A 17627-nucleotide genomic window follows, 5' to 3' on the forward strand; every position below is an offset into this window, starting at 1 on the left:
TTGCCTTCCTGTTGTTGGACCGGGATGCTTTGGCGAGTCGCCGGCGCGATAATGGCGTCGGGCGAGCGCAAGACAGCAAGATGAAGGCGGGACAGCGACCATGATCGACGAGCCGGAAAGCGAACGCGTCTCGGCGTTGGCGCCGTTCCGGCACGGCATCTTCCGTGCCGTCTGGTCGGCGAGCCTTGTGTCGAATTTCGGCGGCTTGATCCAGGGCGTGGGCGCCGCCTGGATGATGACGACGATCGCCACCTCATCCTACCAGGTGGCGCTGGTCCAGGCCTCGACCACCTTGCCGATCATGCTGTTCGCGCTTGTTGCCGGCGCCATTGCCGACAGCTTCAACCGCCGCAAGGTCATGCTGGTGGCGCAGAGTTTCATGCTGGTGGTCTCGGCACTGCTCACCGTATTCACCTGGTTCGGCTGGATGACGCCGTGGACGCTGCTTGCCTTCACCTTCCTGATCGACAGCGGCACGGCGCTGAACAGCCCGTCATGGCAGGCGTCGGTTGGCGACATGGTGCCGCGCGCCAAGGTGCCGGCGGCGATCGCGCTCAACTCAATGGGCTTCAACATCACGCGCAGCGTCGGCCCGGCGATCGGCGGCATCATCGTCGCCGCCGCAGGGGCGGCGGCGGCCTTCGCCGCCAACGCCATCAGCTATATCGGCCTGATCGTCGTGCTTTTCCGCTGGAAGCCGGAAGTGCCCGCGCCGACCCTGCCGCGGGAATCGCTCGGCGCCGCGATGGGAGCCGGCCTGCGCTACGTCGCCATGTCGCCGAACATCGGCAAGGTGCTGGCGAGAGGCTTCGCTTTCGGCTTCAGCGCCGGCGCGGTGCTGGCGCTGCTGCCCCTGGTGGCGCGCGATGTCGTCAAGGGCGACGCGCTGACCTACGGCATCATGCTTGGTGCCTTCGGTATCGGCGCGGTCGGCGGTGCGCTGATCAGCGTCAGGCTCAGACAATGGCTCTCCAGCGAAACGATGGTGCGCGCCGCCTTCGCCGGTTTCGCGCTATGCGCCTTCAACGCCGCCGTCAGCGACAATGCCTGGCAGACGTCGGCGGGCCTGCTCATCGGCGGTGCCTGCTGGGTGATCGCGCTCTCGCATTTCAACGTCACGGTGCAGATGTCGACGCCGCGCTGGGTGGTCGGGCGCGTGCTGTCGATCTACCAGACAGCAACCTTCGGCGGCATTGCGCTGGGCAGCTGGATCTGGGGCGTCGTCGCCGACGCCCATGGCGCGGAGACTGCATTGATGGTTGCCGCTGTCACCATGCTCGTCGGCGGCGCCATCGGCCTGATCCTGCCGCTGCCGCAGCACACCGCTCTCAACCTCGATCCGCTCAACCGGTTCAAGGAGCCGATGCTGGCGCTCGATTTGAAGCCGCGCAGCGGCCCGATCGCCATCATGATCGAATACATCATTCGCGAGGAGGACGTGCCGGAATTCCTCGCCACCATGGCCGAGCGTGGCCGCATCCGCCGCCGCGACGGCGCCCGCAACTGGACGCTCGCCCGCGATCTCGAAAATCCGGGCATCTGGATCGAGCACTACCACACGCCGACCTGGGTCGAGTATATCCGCCACAACCGGCGTGCCACTCATGCCGACGCCGTTGTCGGCGAGCGCATCCGCGCGCTGCACAGCGGCGAGAACCCGCCGCGTGTGCGCCGCATGATCGAACGCCCGACCACCGCCGGCACGGCGCTGGTCTCACCCAAGGGGCCGATCGATCACTAACCCGCGTCTATTGGCCCGGAATATCTGATTCCGATCAGCCAGCGCTGTGGATCATATATAGTTTGCGCGTCGTCTCATGAATAAGCCACTCGCCCTTCCAGCCCTTCGGCAGGACGAGCAGATCGCCAGGCCCCAGCTCACGCATCTCGCCGTCGGCGCGGCTCACTTCCACGCGACCGGAGATGATGTGGCAGATCTCGGATGAACCCGAGCGGTCGGCGGTGAAGCGGCCGGGCGTGCATTCCCAGATGCCGATATCGACGGTCCCGTCCGGCGATTGGAAGAACGAGCGCACCGCTTCGACCTGATCGCCTTCGATCGAGGTCGGCTTCGGTGAAAAGGCGCCGATATCGGCCGTGACGAGGTCGCGGAAGGTCGAAAGGTCGATCAAGATAGGCTCCAGTGTCAAAAGCAATTCCAGGAAAGTGCAATGGTTTTCCGTCCGGAATTGCGCGAAAACAAAGAGTTAGAGCGGTTCGGCGAACGCCGAACCGTCTCAGTGGCCTGTGATGCTGTCGGCCAGGGCGGCCAATTTCGAAGTGTAATTGAGCCCGGCGGCCTCGCGTTGGTCGGCGATGCGGTAGAGCTGGTACATCGAGTGGACGCCGAGCCAGCGGAACGGTTCCGGCTCCCAGGGTCTGACCTTGCGGTTGACCCAGGGCAGTCGCGTAAGATCCGTGTCATTGCCGAGGATCAGATCGGCAAGCGTGCGCCCGGAAAGGTTTGAGCTCGACACGCCCAGCCCGACATAACCGCCGGCCCAGCCTATGCGCGTCCTGGGGTCGAGGCCGACCGTCGTGCACCAGTCGCGCGGCACGCCGAGCACGCCGCACCAGGCGTGGTCGATGCGGCACCCGGCCGTCTGCGGCAACAGCGTCGTCAGGATCGTGTGTAGCTGGTCGATCGTCGCCTGCTGCGTCCGACCGTTGACGTCGGTGCGCGAGCCATAGCGGTAGGGCACGCCGCGTCCGCCCATGGTGATACGGCCCTCGCGCGTGCGCTGGGCATAGCAATAGGCGTGCGCCGCATTGCCGAGGAGCTCATGCCCGTCCCAGCCGATCTCGCGCCAGAGTTCTTGTGGCAGCGGCTCGGTCACGATCTGCGCGCTGTTGAGCGCCAGCCATGTCCGCTCTTCCCCGGGAATGCCGGCCGTGAACCCCTCCGTCGCGCGAATTATCGTTTCCGCCCGCACCGTGCCACGGTCGGTGGCCACCCTGCCCTTGGCGATCGACGTCACGGTCGTCTTTTCGTAGATCGGCACGCCGAGCCGCTCGACCGCTTCCGCCAGCCCGCGCACCAGCTTGGCCGGCTGCACCCGCGCCTGGCCGTGGATGACGAAGCTGCCCATGACATTCGCGATATTGATGCGCGCGCGTGTGGCTGCAGCGTCGAGCAATTCGATGCGCTCGGGGTCGGCGTCCCAGGAGCGGATCGTCTCGCACGCCTCGCGCACACGTTGGAGCTGTGCGGCATTGGTGGCGACCGTCAGATTGTCGGCACGGCGGATGTCGGCGTCGATGTCTTCGGCCGTCGCCACCCGGATCACCTCGTCGACACAGCCCGCCATCGCTGCCTGCATGGCGCTGACAGCTTGCCGGGTCGAGGTCTTTAGATATTTTTCGCGCGACCAGCCGAAGCCGCCCGAAAGCCAGCCGCCATTGCGCCCCGAGGCACCGAAGCCGGCGAATTCGCGTTCGAGCAGGACTATGCGAAGCGAGGGCTTCGCCTTCTTCAGATAATAGGCGGTCCAGAGCCCGGTGTAGCCGGCGCCGACGATCGCAACATCGGCTTCGATGTCGCCGGGCAAGGGCGGACGCGGGCTTGGGACCGCGCCCAGATCCGCATACCAGAACGAGATGTCGCCGTTGCGCTTGACTTGCATGGGATGGCTTCCAGGAGACCGGAGAGAGGGATCAGGTGAGCGTCGTGTCTGCCGTGCTGTCGTCGGGCAGAAGCTTGGCGTCGGCGCCGTCAAAGCAGAGTTCCACGTTCTCGCCGAGGGCGAAATTCTCGCCCGTCAGCGGCGACCGCACGATCGCGGTCGAGCCGTCGCCGAGCTTCACTTCGTATTTCGATCCCGAGCCAAGATAGATCGCCTCGGCGATCGTTCCCGCCAGGCGGTTCTTGCCGTCGGCTTGCCCCGGCCGGCGAATGGCAAGTTTCTCGGGCCGCAGCAGCATCACCGGGCTGGCTTCTCCGGCAAGCCGGCGCGGCGCGGCGACCGTCTCGCCGGCGATGGTCAGCGCAGTGCCGGTCCCGTCACTTCTGGCTTCGCCGCGCAGCACCGTGGAGTCGCCGATGAAGCGGCCGACGAACAGCGTTGCCGGCTCGTCATAGAGCTGCCGTCCAGTGCCGACCTGCTCGATGCGGCCGCGGTTGAACACGGCGATGCGGTCCGACAGCACCAATGCCTCCTCCTGGTCGTGCGTGACATAGACGAAGGTGGTGCCGAGCTCGCGATGGATGCGCTTGATCTCGAGCTGCAGCCATTCGCGCAGCTTCTTGTCGAGCGCGCCGAGCGGCTCGTCCATGAGGAGCAGCGGCGGGTCGAACACGATGGCCCGCGCCAGCGCCACGCGCTGCTGCTGGCCGCCTGACAATTCGCTCGGATAGCGATGCGCGAAGTCGCCCATCTTGACCATGTCGAGCGCCTTGGCCACGCGCCGCTTCCGATCGTCCTGCCCAACGCCGCGCAGCGTCAGCGGATAGGCGACGTTGCGGCCAACCGTCATATGCGGGAACAATGCGTAGTGCTGAAAGACGACGCCGATGTTGCGCTTGTGCGCCGGCACGCCGACGACGCTTTGTCCTCCGACCAGCAGCTTGCCGCTCGACACATCCGTGAAACCGGCGATCACATTGAGCGTCGTCGTCTTGCCGGAGCCGCTCGGCCCAAGCAGCGTCATGAACTCGCCGGGCTCGATCCTGAGCGACACGCCGTCCAGCGCCTTGAACGCGCCATAGGCCTTGGTGACGAATTCGAGGTCGATCGCCGCGCCGCGATTGTCCGGTCTTGGGTTCATAGGCGTCCCTTCCGCTCGCGGCCAAGAAGAAGCATGCCGCCGCCGATCAGGATCGTCGTGGCGCACAAAAGGATCGTGCCGACGGCAGCGACGGTCGGGTCGGCGTCGCGCGTGATCGAGGAGAAGATCTGCACCGGCAGCGTCTTCAGATAGGGGTTGGTGATGAACAGCGAGACGATGATCTCGTCGAAGGACGTCGCGAAGGCGAACAGCAGGCCCGACAGGATGCCGGGCAGGATCAGCGGCAGCGTCACCGTCCGGAACGTGGTGAGCGCGCCGGCGCCGAGGCTCGCCGCAGCCGTCTCCAGCCGCCTGTCGAACACTTCGAGATTGGCCGACACGGCGATCAGCACGAAGGGCAGCGCCAGGATGGTGTGGGCGAGCACGAAGCCGGGCAGCGTGCCGACGAGTCGCGCATCGAGATAGACGGCATAGATGCCGATGGCCAGCACCACGCCCGGCACAACCATCGGCGTCAGCATCAGCATCCGCAGCAGATTGGCAGGCCGCGCCTTCATACGGTCGAGGCCGAAGGCGGCCAGCGTGCCGAGCACCGTTGCCAGCACCGCCACGATCGAGGCGACCTTCAGGGAATTGAGGAAGCTGGTCGACCATTCTGGATTCGTGACGAAATTCTCGTACCACTGCCAGGAGAAGCCTTGCGGTGGGAAGGAGAGCGACTTGTTGCCGTTGAACGACATCGGCACGACGACCAGCGTCGGCGCCACCAGCCAGATCGCCACCAGCAGGCAGACAAGGCCAAGAACGACACGGGTGAGCGGCTTCATTTCCATCAGCGCCGCCCCGCTTCCCGGTGCCGCGACCGCATCACCGGCGCTGCAAGCGCCAGCAACAGGAAGGTCGTGACCAGCAGCACCACGCCCATCGCGCCGCCGCGTCCCCATTGCAGCAGGCTGAGCACCTGGGTCTGCACCAGTGTCGACAGCATCGTCGAGCGCGGCCCGCCGAGCAGTGCCGGCGTGATGTAGAAGCCCAGCGCCAGGATGAAGACGATGATCGCGCCGGCATAGACGCCCGGCAGCGACAGCGGCAGGTAGACTGTGAAGAAAGCGCGGGACGGCCGGGCGCCAAGGCTTCGCGCCGCCTGCACCAGCCTGAGGTCGATGCCTTTCATCACCGAATAAAGCGGCAGGATCATGAAGGGCAAAAGCACTTGCGCCATGCCGATCACCACGCCCGTCTGGGTGCGGATCAGCCGGATGCCCGCGAAGCCGGCTGATCTCAGCAACGAGTTGATGACGCCGGAATCCTGCAGCAGGATCACCCAGGAGAGTGTGCGCACCACGCCGCTCACCCAGAAGGGGATCAGCACGCAGAGAACCAGGACGAGCCGCACGCGCGGCCCGACCGCGGTCATGAGGTAAGCATAAGGATAAGCGCAAACCACGCAGACCAGCGTCACCCACGCCGAGATGGTGAAGGTGCGCTGGAGCACCGCGAGATTGACGGGCGCACCAAAGAACCAGGCATAGTTCTGCACGCCCCATTCCGGCTCCGAGAGGCTGCGCAGCACGATGGTGAGCAGCGGATAGCCGATCACCGCGGCGAGCAGGATCATGGCCGGCAGCGTGAGCGCGAACGGCCGCCAGGCCCATCCTGCCCGCTTTTCGGCAGTCTGGATCGTCGGTTCGAGCGCGCTCACGGGCCTTGCCTCCGTCAGCTCAGTTGCCGGCCATCAGCGCGGACCACTTCTCCTGCGCGACCGGGAAGTTCTCGACCCAGAACTTGATGTTCTGCTTGTAGCCTTGCTTCTGGCGCTCGGGCGTGTTGGTCAGGAAAGCTGCGACCGACTCGTCAACCTTCGGCTTCGCATCGTTGTTGATCGGCGTGTAGGAGGTCTGCTGCGTGAGAATCTCCTGCGCCTGCTTGCCGAGATAGGCATTCAGCAGCGCATAGGCGGCATCCGTATCCTTGACACCGACGGGGATAGTCATCTGGTCCATCACCACCAGCCAGTCCTGCCAGGCGGGCGCGTATTTGGCGCCGTTCTTGACCGCCGTCATGGCGCGGCCGGTCCACATCATCAGCATGTCGGCTTCGCCGGACTCCGCGAGCTGCTGCGATTCAGCGCCCGTCTTCCAGTAGATCGTGTCCGGGCCGAGCTTGCGAATCACGTCGATGGCTTTGTCGATGTCGGCAGCGGTCATCGCCTTCGGATCGCCGCCCGCCACCTTGAAGGCCTGTTCGAGCAGGCCACCGGTCGGATCGCCGGATCCGTCCAGGGCGCGCACGCCGGGGAACTTTTCGGTGTCGAAGAAGTCAGCCCAGTTCTTGGGCGGGTTATCTTTGTACTTCTCCTTATTGTACATCAGCACGACGCCGTAGTTCATCGCCGGAACCGAGCACTCGCCGACCTGTCCTTCGGGTATCTTCGAGACGTCGAGCTTCGAGAGATCGAGCTTCTGGAACAGCTTTCCGCAATGGACGTAAGGCGGCAGATCGCCGGTATCGACCACGTCCCAGGTGACGTTGCCGGATTCGACCTGGGCCTGCAGCTTGGCGATCTCGGTCGGCCCGTCATTGAGCAGCTTGACGCCGGACTTCTCGACGAACTCCTTCAGCGCCGCTACCTGGCCATCCTGATAGATGCCGCCATAGGAGACGAAGGTCAGGGTCTTGCCCTTGAGCGAGCCTTCCTTCACCTCGCCCGCGACAGGCTTTTCCTGTGCGAAGGCGGTGGTTGTCAGCATTCCGAGCGCCAGCACGGCGCCAAGACCTGCAAGTTTCGACTTCAACATAACTCTGACTCTCCCATTATGCCCGCGTTTAATCGGACTACCTGGCCGCGAGCGGTTTCCAGGGCTTGTATTGATCGAGCTCGGCGCGTGCCGAGGTCGGCGGTGCGATGATCCACATCACCTCGGCCCGACCACTGCCGATGTTCTCGCTGCGATGTGGTGTCGATGTCGCGTATTCGATGCTGTCGCCTTCTTCGAGGACGTGGCGGGCGTCGCCAAGAGAGACCTCGACGACACCGCGAAGGACGATCAGCATCTCCTGCGCGTCGCCATGCGTGTAAAGCGCGGAGCCGGTCGAGCCGCCGATATCGAACTCGCCGACATAGACCTCCATGTCGCTCAGCGGCGGGCGGGAAAGCAGCATCTTACGGCAGCCGTTGCTGGGCGGAAGGCTTGGCCGCTCGCTGCGCCGGAGCACGCCATGGTTCTGTGTCGCGCTTTCCTCGAACAGCATCGCGACGCTCACGCCCAACGCCGAAGCCATCTGGTTGAGCGAGGCAGTACTGGCGCCGGTCAGCCCGCGCTCAAGCTGGCTGATGAAGCTGGCGCTCGTTCCGGTCGCTTCCGCGAGGTCACGCAATGATAGACGGCGAGCGAGGCGCAGGGCCTTGAGCCGCACGCCCAGCACCTGCTGCGCATGAGCTGCAGCCGTGCCGGCACCGATCGCCGCCGGAGCCTGGCCGTCCTCCGAAGCCTCGCGCATCCCGTTTTCCTCCACTTAACACCTTGTACAGTACCACTGTACAGCTGGCAATAGGGGTGGATGCCATTTCCACGATCCCATCGCGGGGAACGGAAGCCGACCAAAAATTAAGCATTCAACGGCAGTATCGAATGTCGGCCGGCAAGATGTCGTACAGCAAGGACCATTGTCGGTCAGCTGAGCGGGAAGGGATCGCGATATGTCATCCTGGCTAAGAAAAGGACCGTTGATGCTCATGCGCAGCCTGCTGATGCTGGCTGTCTTGGCGATCGGCACTCTGACTGCAGGGGCGTTGGAACCGGCCAGCTATCCGGAGCCGCCAGACTCCGTAGCTTTCACCGTTCAGAAGGACGGCAAGCAGATCCCGCTCACGCTGCGGCAGTTGGAAAAGCTCGGCCTCTATAAGGTCATCACCACAAGTCCTTTCGAGCAAGGGCAATTGACGTTTGAAGGCGTCCTGTTCCGAGACGTGCTCAAGTCCGTGGGATTGGCGGATAGGGATTCCGTCACTCTAAGGGCCGCGGACGATTACGTGCAGGTGATTCCGCACGAGGATTGGACGGAAGGTCCTCTGCTTCTCGCGACGCGCCAGGACGGGGAGTTGCTCACCCGACGAACACAAGGTCCGACCCGCTTGGTCTATCCTCTCAAGGACTTCCCCGCCTTCGACACGCCGATCCGCAAACCGCGATGGATTTGGCTGATCAAGACGATCGAGTCCGACAACTGACCGGCTGGTAGGCCTCCATGGTGGGATCTCGACTGAGAGGCTGGCGAATTCCGCTTACCTATGGCAGTGCCATAGGGCTGGCGGCGATCGGTTCCGCAATCCTCATCGTCATGCTGTTTGTCAGTATCAGCAAGATCGAGTCTTCGCTGCCCCGGTTCGGATTCTTCGCCATCCGCGAATTCCATATTGCCATACGCGACGTGACCCACCTGAGGGATATGATCTCGCTCGCTGAGGTCGCGCCCAACTCTCAGGCGAGCCTCGATCATCTGGCCGCTGCAAACGACCTGGTTTACATCCGCTTCAAGCGGGTCGACGGCGGCGAAACGATCAGCGCAATTCCCGCATATGCAGGCATCGTGCCGCGCGTGAACGACGCGGTAACGCGGCTCGACGCCGTGATCGCGGCGGGGCTCCCGTTCGATCAGCAGCGCTTGAAGGAACTGGGTCTGGAACTGGAGCAGATCGTCGGCCGGATGAACGACGAGTACTACAAATACGGCGAGGGCGTTAACGCCGATCTCTATGCGTCGGAAGTCAGCCTGAATCGGTTCAACTATCAGATAGCCTTTGCTCTGACGATCCTGTCGCTGCTGGCAATCGGGACGGCGGTTCTGTTCATCGGGCGCCGGGAAACGATAAAGAAGCTGGAATTTCTCGCCTGGCGCGATGCGACCACCGGACTGAAGAATCGTGCCTGGATGGCAGCCAACAGGGACGCCATGCTGGACCGGGCGAGGGAGACCGGTAGGCAGCTTCAGCTGCTCCTGATCGATCTCGACCATTTCAAGAGCGTGAACGACACCTTCGGCCATCACGTCGGCGATCTGCTGCTGAAGGCGGTTGCCGAGGTCCTTCAGTCGGTCGAGCGGCAGGGCGACGTAGCCGCCGTGCGATTGGGCGGCGACGAATTCGCCATCATGGCTATTGCCGATCGGAATGATCATGACAATTTGGGGCAACGTCTGCGCGAACGGCTGAACAGGTTCGCAGAGTTGGAGGGCCATCAGGTGCGCATTGGCGCCAGCATCGGCATGGCATGTTTCCCTCAGCACGGTTCCGACATTTCCACGTTGCTGCACAGTGCCGATAACGCTCTCTACACGGCAAAGGCTGAAGGGCGGTCCGGTTTCGTGACGTTTTCGCCCGCGATCCTCAGTCAGATCGACATGCAGCTCGGTGAAGAAGCGGCTATCAAGCGGGCCCTCAATTGCGACGAGTTCTTCCTGGTCTGGCAATCCCAGTTCGAGCTGGCGACCGGCCGCATGATCGGGGCCGAGGCGCTGGTCCGCTGGCACGACCCGGTCTCGGGAGCGGTTCGTGCGCCGGCATCGTTCATTCCGATCGCGGAACGAAGTGAGCTGATACTGGAACTCGACAAGATGGTTCTGGGCAAGGCTTGCGAGCAAGCCGCCCGATGGATGCCTATTTCCACCGAAGAGTTCATCTGCTCGGTCAACGTCTCCGGAAGAAGTCTCCAGACCGATGCCTATCTGACGCATCTCACCGAGACGCTCCGGCAAACGGGGTTGCTTCCATCGCGTCTGCAGTTGTAGATCACTGAAGGGATATTCATCCAGAACAGCCGCAATGCCCTGGAGAGTATCGGCAAGATCAGAAACCTCGGGGTGAGCCTGGCACTCGACGATTTCGGGTCAGGTTATGCGAGCTTTGGATACCTTGCCGATTTCGACTTCAACCAATTGAAAATCGATCGCTCGTTCCTCAGCGACCTGGCTTCCTCCACGAAGAAACAGAACGTGGTCCGAGGCATCATCGCGCTGGCCAATTCACTAAGCCTGACCGTTGTCGCGGAAGGGGTGGAGAACGAAGCCCAACTCGACTTCCTGATCCACGAACACTGTCAGGGCGCACAAGGGTTCTTTATGTCGGAGCCTGTTGAGGCAAGGTTGATGACCAATTATCTCGTCGCAAGGCAGGGTGGCGCCAAAACAGATGGAAAAGTTCGGGCCGAGTCTCTTTGCTTGGGCCCATCCATGCTGAGGAAAGTCGCCAAGCAGGGCCGCAAGACCGCCGATTGAATCAGGGCTCAGCCCTCGCCGGAAAGATCCCGCCGCGCCTTGTCCAGCTCCTCGGCGTAGCGCCGCATCAGATGGCTTTCAGTGAGCAGGCCAAGCACGATGCGGTCGTCGAAATCCTCAACGACCGCTAGCTCTTCAGCGCCGGCGCGCTGAAAGGTCTCGGCGGCGGACTGGACGTTCATCGACGGCACCAGCACCGCATCCTTGAACTGCGCGAGCGCCTGCACCGGAGTCTCGCCGTCTGAGAGGTCGCTGTGCAGTTCGGCCACGAGCAGCACGCCGACATAGTGCCGGCCCTCTTCGACGGCGATGACGCGCTGCGCCGAGCCGAGCGGGATCTCCTTGCGGAACTCGGCCAAGGTAATCGAAGCATCGATAGTACGGACGTCCTTGCGCATCATCGACCCGACATTGAGGCTGCGCATCCAGCCGACGTCGTGGGCGCTGCGGATCGTCTCGCCGCGCAGATGGAAGCGCCAGGTCGAGAAGGAGTAGCCGAAGGTCTCGCGGACCAGGATGGCCGACATGATCGACGCTGCCAGCACCACGCCGGTGAGCGTCAGGTCCCGCGTCGATTCCAGCGCGAGGAAAGTCATGGTCAGCGGGCCGCCGACGACACCTACGGCAAGCGAGGTCATGCCGACGACAGCGGCGACCGCCGGATCGAGCGCGGTTGAGGGCGCGGCCATCGCCATGACGCCGGCAAAGACCTTGCCGAGCAGCGCCCCCAGGAACAGCGAGGCGAAGAACAGACCGCCGCGGAAACCGGAGCCGAGCGAGATCGCCGAGGCAGCAAGCTTCAGCACGAAGACGCTAGCCACCACGGGAAGCGCGTAGTTCATGGCGAACTCGCGGTGCAGCGCGCCGTGTCCGCTGGACAGCACCTGCGGCGTGACCAGCCCGAGCAGCCCGACAACGATGCCGCCGATGAAAGGTCTGACGGAAGCGTCGATCGCCAGCCGCACAAAGACGCGCTCGATAAGGCTCACCAGATGCATGATCGCGATGGACGCCGCCCCGCCGAGCAGTCCCAGCAGCAGGAACGGCACATACTGGCTGGCGGTCAGCGTCGGCAGGCCGGAAAGTTCGAGCGGAAACGGCACGCCGCCGAACATCTCAGCCGTCAGCGAGGCGGCGATCGCCGCCGTCATGACCGGCGCCACATTGGCCACCGAATAGATGCCGATGACCAGTTCGAAGCCGTAGAAGGCACCCGTCAACGGCGCGTCGAAGGCGGCAGCGATCGCGCCGGCGGCGCCGCAGCCGACCAGGATTCGCACGTCGTTGCGGCGCAGCCGGAAGGCGCGCGCCAGCCGCGAGGCGATGCCGGAACCAACCTGCGTATAGCCAGCTTCCAGACCGACCGAGGCGCCGAAGCCGCTGGAGATCATGGTCTGGCCGACAATGATGAACGTATCGGTGAGCGACATGCGCCCACCGTAGAGCGCGTTGGCTTCGATCGGGTCGACAGGCGTTCTGAACTTCCGCCTTCTCAGCCAGATCACCGAAAGGCCGAGCAGCAGTCCCCCGATCGCCGGAAACATCGCCTGCACCGGACTGGCCAGCGAAAACATCGCTGAAAGACGCCCGCCCGGCTGCACGTCAAAGAGCAGGAAGTGCATGGCTTGCACCAGCGCGCTCATGCCGGTGACCAGGGCGCCCGCGATCATGCCGACCATCCCCGCCATCAGCACAATGACGATGCCGCGCGCCTCGAGCACGGGAATGGAATTGATCAGCACCGCCCGAAGCCGGCGGGCGTAGACTTGCGGTTCGTTTATGGCAGGCAACGGAGCGGCTCGCCGGTATGCGGAGGATGGATGCTGCCGCGCCTGATACGCCCGACGGCATGGAGTGGCAACCGCAATGCCGACCCCTTGTGGCGCCATTTTGGCGTTGCGTCGATTAGCGACGGTTGGGCCGGCTACCCTCGCTGCGAGAACGGGAAAATGTCACTGATCGAAGATGGTCAGCGGCCCGCAATCGTCCCTCGCGACGAAGGTCGCCAGCAGCTCCGCCGGCTCCATTGCGCTCGCCTTCTCCGCGAACGATGCACCGTGCCCGGCGGCTCGAACCAGGTCTGTCCTTTGGCGGCAATTCCTCCGTCTGCCTCACACAGCCAGACGGAAGTCGGGCCGCCAGCCGAGTTCGCTGACCGCCTTGTCGGTCGCGACATGGCCGTTCGGCTCGGCGATGTTGAAGGCGCCCGGCGCACCGCGCTCGACGGCAAGCAGCACCGCATAAGCGGCGGCATCGACATGCAGCGCCGGGTCGGCGGCAGCGTCGGCTCCGGTACCAGGCCCGTAGAGATGCCCATAGCGCAGCACGATGCCCGTCATGGGCTCCTCGAGAACCTGGCGTTCGAGCGCGATCACGCCGCCGACGCTGATGCCGCGGCCGCCTTCGGCGCCGCTGTCGAGCGGATCGGTTTCGGCATGCGGCTCGGGTCCGGGCGCATAGGCCCAGGCGATGCTCTGCGCGATCAGGCGACGGGCGCCGGCCGACGCCGCGGCCTCGACCAGATTGCGGGTCCCCTCGTCGCGGACGCGCGCGTTTCCGATGATGGCCTCGCCCATCTTGTTGGGATCGAGTCCGGCCGGCAGATCGGTAAGCTGATGGATCACGACCTCCGGCTTCACCTCGGCGACCGCCGCAAGCAGGTCGCCGGCATCGAACACATCGATCACCACCGGGCTGGCCCCGATCGCGCGGAGCTCCTCGGCCTTCTCGGCCCGGCGCGTTGTCGCAGCTACCTGATGGCCGGCAGCGACCAGTTGCGGGATCAGGCGGCGGCCGATCGCGCCGGAACCACCAGCAAGAAAGATGCGATAGCCCATCGTCTTCCATTCCATCTTGCGATAATATCAGAGTTCGAACAACATATAAGAGGACTTACATCGTGCGCAAGCAGAAACCGGAAATTCCGGCCCCTGGCAAAGGCAAGCGCGGCGAGGAAGGTTATCTCGGCTACCTGCTGCGCCAGGCCGCCGGCGCCTACAGGCTGCGGGTCGAGCGGGCGCTGGATGAGTTCGGCGTCACGCAGCCGCAATTCGCGACGCTGACCATGCTGTCGGCCTATCCAGGCATCTCCAATGCCGACCTCGCCCGGCTCGCGGTGCTGACGCCGCAGACGGTGAGCGTGATCGTCGGCAATCTGGAAAAGGCCGGTTCCGTGGTCCGCAAGCCGCATGCGGTGCACGGGCGCATCCAGCACCTTGATCTTAGCGACAGCGGCCGTGCCTTGCTGAAGAAATGTCGCGAGCGGGTGCAGCGGCTTGAACGCGAGCTGACCGCCGCACTTTCGGCCAACGAAGAGCGCGCCGTCCGGCGCTGGCTGGTCGCCGTCTCGATCGCGGACACGGCCGGTTAGATCGCAGTACCCTCGCCCGCTTCATAGAGCGCCAGCTTCCGATCCCCAATGCCGAGTTCCGCCCAGCTCGCGCGCCATTCGGCTATATGCGCTGACTTGAAATGCGCCTCGAGCGCCGCACGATCCCGCCAGGCTTCCGAGACATGGATCAGGCCGGGATCGAGAACATCCTGCGCATAGGAATATGCCAGGCAGCCGGCTTCGGCGCGACTCGCTGAAATCATTCGTCCCATCGCCGGCCTTGCCAGCTCGAGCCTGTCGGGTGGCAGCCGAATCGTGCCGATGATGAGGAGCATGCGCCTTTCCTTTCGCCAGCCGGCTCAAATCCCGTAGCCCCTCTCCCACCTTCGCGCAAGCTTGACCGGTTAACGGTCGGGAGCCTGCCTTTGCACTGGGCAAGTCTGGATTCGAGGACGATATGGCGATCAGCGAAACAATCCCGTCCGGCCTGGTGGCCAAGAACGGCCGCGACGTTTTCTTCGCGCTCGGCATCGTCGTCATCCTGGCGGTGCTGTTCCTGCCGATCCCGGCCTTTCTCATCGATATCGGCCTTGCCTTCTCGATCGCGCTCTCGGTGCTGATCCTGATGGTGGCGCTTTGGATCCAGCGGCCGCTGGATTTCTCCTCTTTCCCGACCGTGCTGCTCATCGCCACGATGCTCAGGCTCTCGCTCAACATCGCCACCACGCGCATGATCCTGTCGCATGGCAATGAGGGTACGCATGCCGCCGGTTACGTCATCTCGGGTTTCTCGAAGCTGGTGATGTCGAGCGACTTCGTCATCGGCCTCATCGTCTTCATGATCCTGATCGTGGTGAACTTCATCGTCATCACCAAGGGCGCCACCCGCATCGCCGAAGTCGGTGCGCGCTTCACCCTCGACGCCATCCCCGGCAAGCAGATGTCGATTGACGCCGACCTTTCCGCCGGAATGATCGACGAGAAGACGGCGCAGCTTCGCCGCCGCGAATTGGAAGAAGAATCCTCCTTCTTCGGCTCGATGGACGGCGCGTCGAAATTCGTGCGCGGCGACGCCATCGCCGGCCTCATCATCACCGCCATCAACATCGTCGGCGGCATCGCCATCGGCTATCTGCGCCACGGCATGGGCCTCGGCCAGGCGGCCGACGTCTTCATCAAGCTGTCGGTCGGCGACGGCCTCGTCACCCAGATCCCGGCCCTCATCGTCTCGCTCGCCGCCGGCATGCTCGTCTCCAAGGGCGGCACGCGGGGCTCCGCCAATCAGGCGGTGTTCGGCCAGCTCGGCGCGCATCCGCGCGCGCTCTATGTCGCGGCCTCGCTGCTCGTCATCCTCGGCCTTATGCCCGGTCTGCCGCTATTCCCGTTCTTTGCCCTTGCCGGCGCCATGGCCGGCCTCGGCTACGTCATCCCACTGCGCCACAACCGCGCGCTGGCGGCAGCCGAAGCGCAGAAGAACAAGGAGAAGGCCGACAAGGTCGAGGAGGAGAAGAATTCGGTCAAGGCCTCGCTTGCGACTGCCGAGATCGAGCTGCTGATCGGCAAGCAGCTCTCGACCAGGCTGCTGGTCGCACATCAGGAGCTGGTGTTCCGCATGTCGAAGATGCGCAAGAAATTCGCCCAGCAATATGGGTTCGTGGTGCCGGAGGTGCGCGTCGCCGACGACTTCGCCATCCCGCCGAAGAGCTATCAGATCAAGGTCCACGGCACCGTCGTTGCCGAATACCAGATGCGCGTCGGCGAAATCATGGTGCTGCTTGGCACCCGCGGCGTGCCCGACATCCCCGGTGAGGAAATCCGCGAGCCGGCTTTCGGCATGCGCGCCTATTCGGTGCTGGAAACCTTCACCGAAGATCTGAAGCGCGAGAACTACACCTTTGCCGACAACATGTCGGTGCTGCTCACCCACCTCTCCGAGGTGATCCGCAACAACCTGCCGCAGCTTCTGTCGTACAAGGACATGAAGGCGCTGCTCGAGCGGCTGGACCCCGAGTACCGCAAGCTCGCCGACGAGATCTGCACGTCGCACATCTCCTATCCCGGCCTGCAGGCGGTGCTGAAGCTTCTGCTTGCCGAGCGTGTCTCAATCCGCAACCTGCACCTGATCATCGAGGCCATCGCCGAGATCGCGCCGCATGTGCGCCGCACCGAGCAGATCGTCGAGCATGTCCGCATCCGCATGGCGCAGCAGATCTGCGGCGATCTCTCCGAGGGCGGCATGCTCAAGGTGCTGCGCCTTGGCAACCGATGGGACCTCGCCTTTCACCAGAGCCTCAAGCGGGACGCCAAGGGCGAGGTGCGCGAGTTCGACATCGATCCGCGCCAGCTCGAGGAATTCGGCCAGGACGCCACCAAGGCGATCCGCAAGCATCTCGAAGCCGGCGAGCGCTTCGTGCTGGTCACCGCGCCGGACGCGCGGCCTTATGTGCGCATGATCATCGAGCGGCTGTTCACCACGCTGCCCGTGCTCAGCCACGTCGAGATCGCCAAGGGCGTCGAGATCAAGGTGCTCGGAACGATCTCGTGAACGCGCTCTCGCAAGGCGTCGTCATCGCCGCCTTCCTCGCCTTCTGCCGCATCGGCGCCTGTTTCATGCTGATGCCCGGCCTGTCGAGCGCCCGCGTGCCTCTCCAGGTCCGGCTGTTTGTGTCGATCGCCGCCACCGGCGGCCTGCTCGCCTTCCTCTGGGACCGCATCTATCCCTATGTCGACCCGCGCCCGCAGGTTCTGGTGCCGATGATCGTTTCCGAGCTTCTGGTCGGCGGGCTGATCGGCGCCATGACCAGGCTGTATATGGAAGCGCTGCGCTTCATGGGCTCGGCCATCGCCATGATGATCGGCTATGGCGGCTCAGGCGGCCCGGCGATCGAGGAGCCGGAGCCGCAGGCTGCGCTTGCCGCCATCATCTCGTTCTCGGCGCTGCTCCTGCTTTTCGTCTTCGACTTCGACCACGAGATCGTGCGCGCGCTGGTCGCCTCCTACACGGTTGCTCCGGTCAATGTATTCTTCAACCCGCAGGCGGCGCTGGTCGACGTCACCGACACGGTGTCGGACGCCTTCTTCCTGGTCATCCGGCTCGGCAGTCCCTTCGTCGCCTACGCCATTCTGGTCAATTTGACGATCGGCTTCGTCAACAAGCTGACGCCGCAGATCCCGGTGTATTTCATCTCGCTGCCCTTCGTCATCGCCGGCGGGCTGATCATCTTCTACTTTGCCATCGGCACCTTGCTGTCGTTGTTCGTCGACGGCTTTGTCGACCTGACGCTAGCGAGGTAGCCGC

Annotated in this window: 15 protein-coding genes and 1 pseudogene; 6 read left to right on the forward strand and 10 right to left on the reverse strand. The window is 64.0% G+C overall.

The window, feature by feature from the left end:
- Positions 1-100: 100 nt before the first annotated feature.
- On the forward strand, positions 101-1741 hold the full coding sequence (locus EOD29_RS05165) for an MFS transporter (protein WP_127246062.1): 1641 nt from the start codon (positions 101-103) through the stop codon (positions 1739-1741).
- Between the two features lie 34 nt (positions 1742-1775).
- Here EOD29_RS05165 and EOD29_RS05170 read toward each other — a convergent pair whose 3' ends face one another.
- From EOD29_RS05170 to EOD29_RS05200, 7 genes are all read right to left on the reverse strand, one after another.
- Positions 1776-2132 carry a cupin domain-containing protein gene (locus tag EOD29_RS05170; RefSeq protein WP_164763690.1) on the reverse strand — a complete coding sequence of 119 codons (357 nt, stop codon included), beginning with the start codon at positions 2130-2132 and terminating at the stop codon, positions 1776-1778.
- A gap of 105 nt (positions 2133-2237) precedes the next feature.
- Entirely contained in the window at positions 2238-3623 is a 1386-nt protein-coding gene (locus EOD29_RS05175; RefSeq protein WP_067326030.1) for an FAD-binding oxidoreductase, read from the reverse strand.
- 31 nt (positions 3624-3654) lie between these two features.
- Positions 3655-4764 carry an ABC transporter ATP-binding protein gene (locus EOD29_RS05180; RefSeq protein WP_127246063.1) on the reverse strand — a complete coding sequence of 370 codons (1110 nt, stop codon included), beginning with the start codon at positions 4762-4764 and terminating at the stop codon, positions 3655-3657.
- Entirely contained in the window at positions 4761-5558 is a 798-nt protein-coding gene (locus EOD29_RS05185) for an ABC transporter permease (RefSeq protein ID WP_095800451.1), read from the reverse strand. Before EOD29_RS05185 ends, EOD29_RS05180 begins: the two co-directional genes overlap by 4 nt.
- Positions 5558-6427, reverse strand: a complete 870-nt coding sequence (locus EOD29_RS05190; RefSeq protein WP_095800452.1) for an ABC transporter permease — start codon at positions 6425-6427, stop codon at positions 5558-5560. Before EOD29_RS05190 ends, EOD29_RS05185 begins: the two co-directional genes overlap by 1 nt.
- 19 nt (positions 6428-6446) lie before the next feature.
- Positions 6447-7523 carry an extracellular solute-binding protein gene (locus tag EOD29_RS05195; RefSeq protein WP_067326018.1) on the reverse strand — a complete coding sequence of 359 codons (1077 nt, stop codon included), beginning with the start codon at positions 7521-7523 and terminating at the stop codon, positions 6447-6449.
- 37 nt (positions 7524-7560) lie between these two features.
- Complete coding sequence (locus EOD29_RS05200; RefSeq protein WP_095781141.1) at positions 7561-8226, reverse strand: XRE family transcriptional regulator; 666 nt, start codon at positions 8224-8226, stop codon at positions 7561-7563.
- A 229-nt stretch (positions 8227-8455) separates the two neighbouring features.
- On the opposite strand from EOD29_RS05200, the gene EOD29_RS05205 reads away from it, so the two are divergent.
- Both EOD29_RS05205 and EOD29_RS37020 read left to right on the forward strand, forming a co-directional pair.
- Positions 8456-8956 (forward strand): molybdopterin-dependent oxidoreductase, encoded by a 501-nt coding sequence (locus EOD29_RS05205; RefSeq protein ID WP_164750432.1) that lies wholly within the window; start codon positions 8456-8458, stop codon positions 8954-8956.
- Between the two features lie 476 nt (positions 8957-9432).
- Positions 9433-10998, forward strand: a pseudogene (locus tag EOD29_RS37020) (bifunctional diguanylate cyclase/phosphodiesterase).
- A gap of 8 nt (positions 10999-11006) precedes the next feature.
- Here EOD29_RS37020 and EOD29_RS05220 read toward each other — a convergent pair.
- Together EOD29_RS05220 and EOD29_RS05225 are read right to left on the reverse strand one after the other, a co-directional pair.
- A complete protein-coding gene (locus tag EOD29_RS05220) occupies positions 11007-12788 on the reverse strand; it encodes a chloride channel protein (RefSeq protein WP_067002454.1) in 1782 nt (593 codons plus the stop codon).
- 321 nt (positions 12789-13109) lie between these two features.
- On the reverse strand, positions 13110-13850 hold the full coding sequence (locus tag EOD29_RS05225) for an NAD(P)-dependent oxidoreductase (protein ID WP_245457016.1): 741 nt from the start codon (positions 13848-13850) through the stop codon (positions 13110-13112).
- A 47-nt stretch (positions 13851-13897) separates the two neighbouring features.
- Between EOD29_RS05225 and EOD29_RS05230 the strand changes: the two genes are divergently transcribed.
- Positions 13898-14368, forward strand: a complete 471-nt coding sequence (locus EOD29_RS05230) for a MarR family transcriptional regulator (RefSeq protein WP_095823405.1) — start codon at positions 13898-13900, stop codon at positions 14366-14368.
- On the opposite strand, the gene EOD29_RS05235 is transcribed toward EOD29_RS05230, so the two are convergent.
- Positions 14365-14664 (reverse strand): putative quinol monooxygenase, encoded by a 300-nt coding sequence (locus EOD29_RS05235; protein ID WP_127246066.1) that lies wholly within the window; start codon positions 14662-14664, stop codon positions 14365-14367. The genes EOD29_RS05230 and EOD29_RS05235 overlap by 4 nt on opposite strands.
- A 122-nt stretch (positions 14665-14786) precedes the next feature.
- Between EOD29_RS05235 and flhA the strand changes: the two genes are divergently transcribed.
- On the forward strand, positions 14787-16874 hold the full coding sequence (gene flhA, locus EOD29_RS05240) for a flagellar biosynthesis protein FlhA (RefSeq protein WP_127246067.1): 2088 nt from the start codon (positions 14787-14789) through the stop codon (positions 16872-16874).
- On the forward strand, positions 16871-17623 hold the full coding sequence (gene fliR / locus EOD29_RS05245) for a flagellar biosynthetic protein FliR (RefSeq protein WP_067326000.1): 753 nt from the start codon (positions 16871-16873) through the stop codon (positions 17621-17623). The genes flhA and fliR overlap by 4 nt, the downstream gene beginning before the upstream one ends.
- The last annotated feature ends 4 nt before the right edge of the window (positions 17624-17627 follow it).

The sequence above is a fragment of the Mesorhizobium sp. M1A.T.Ca.IN.004.03.1.1 genome (assembly GCF_003997555.1).
GTDB lineage: Bacteria > Pseudomonadota > Alphaproteobacteria > Rhizobiales > Rhizobiaceae > Mesorhizobium.

Bases quoted from the DNA above. Each gene is read 5' to 3' on its own strand.
- EOD29_RS05205 (WP_164750432.1), top strand. From the start codon at position 8,456: ATGCTCATGCGCAGCCTGCTGATGCTGGCTGTCTTGGCGATCGGCACT.
- EOD29_RS05195 (WP_067326018.1), bottom strand. From the start codon at position 7,523: ATGTTGAAGTCGAAACTTGCAGGTCTTGGCGCCGTGCTGGCGCTCGGA.
- EOD29_RS05185 (WP_095800451.1), bottom strand. From the start codon at position 5,558: ATGGAAATGAAGCCGCTCACCCGTGTCGTTCTTGGCCTTGTCTGCCTG.
- EOD29_RS05225 (WP_245457016.1), bottom strand. From the start codon at position 13,850: ATGGAATGGAAGACGATGGGCTATCGCATCTTTCTTGCTGGTGGTTCC.
- EOD29_RS05235 (WP_127246066.1), bottom strand. From the start codon at position 14,664: ATGCTCCTCATCATCGGCACGATTCGGCTGCCACCCGACAGGCTCGAG.
- EOD29_RS05180 (WP_127246063.1), bottom strand. From the start codon at position 4,764: ATGAACCCAAGACCGGACAATCGCGGCGCGGCGATCGACCTCGAATTC.
- EOD29_RS05175 (WP_067326030.1), bottom strand. From the start codon at position 3,623: ATGCAAGTCAAGCGCAACGGCGACATCTCGTTCTGGTATGCGGATCTG.
- flhA (WP_127246067.1), top strand. From the start codon at position 14,787: ATGGCGATCAGCGAAACAATCCCGTCCGGCCTGGTGGCCAAGAACGGC.
- EOD29_RS05200 (WP_095781141.1), bottom strand. From the start codon at position 8,226: ATGCGCGAGGCTTCGGAGGACGGCCAGGCTCCGGCGGCGATCGGTGCC.
- EOD29_RS05165 (WP_127246062.1), top strand. From the start codon at position 101: ATGATCGACGAGCCGGAAAGCGAACGCGTCTCGGCGTTGGCGCCGTTC.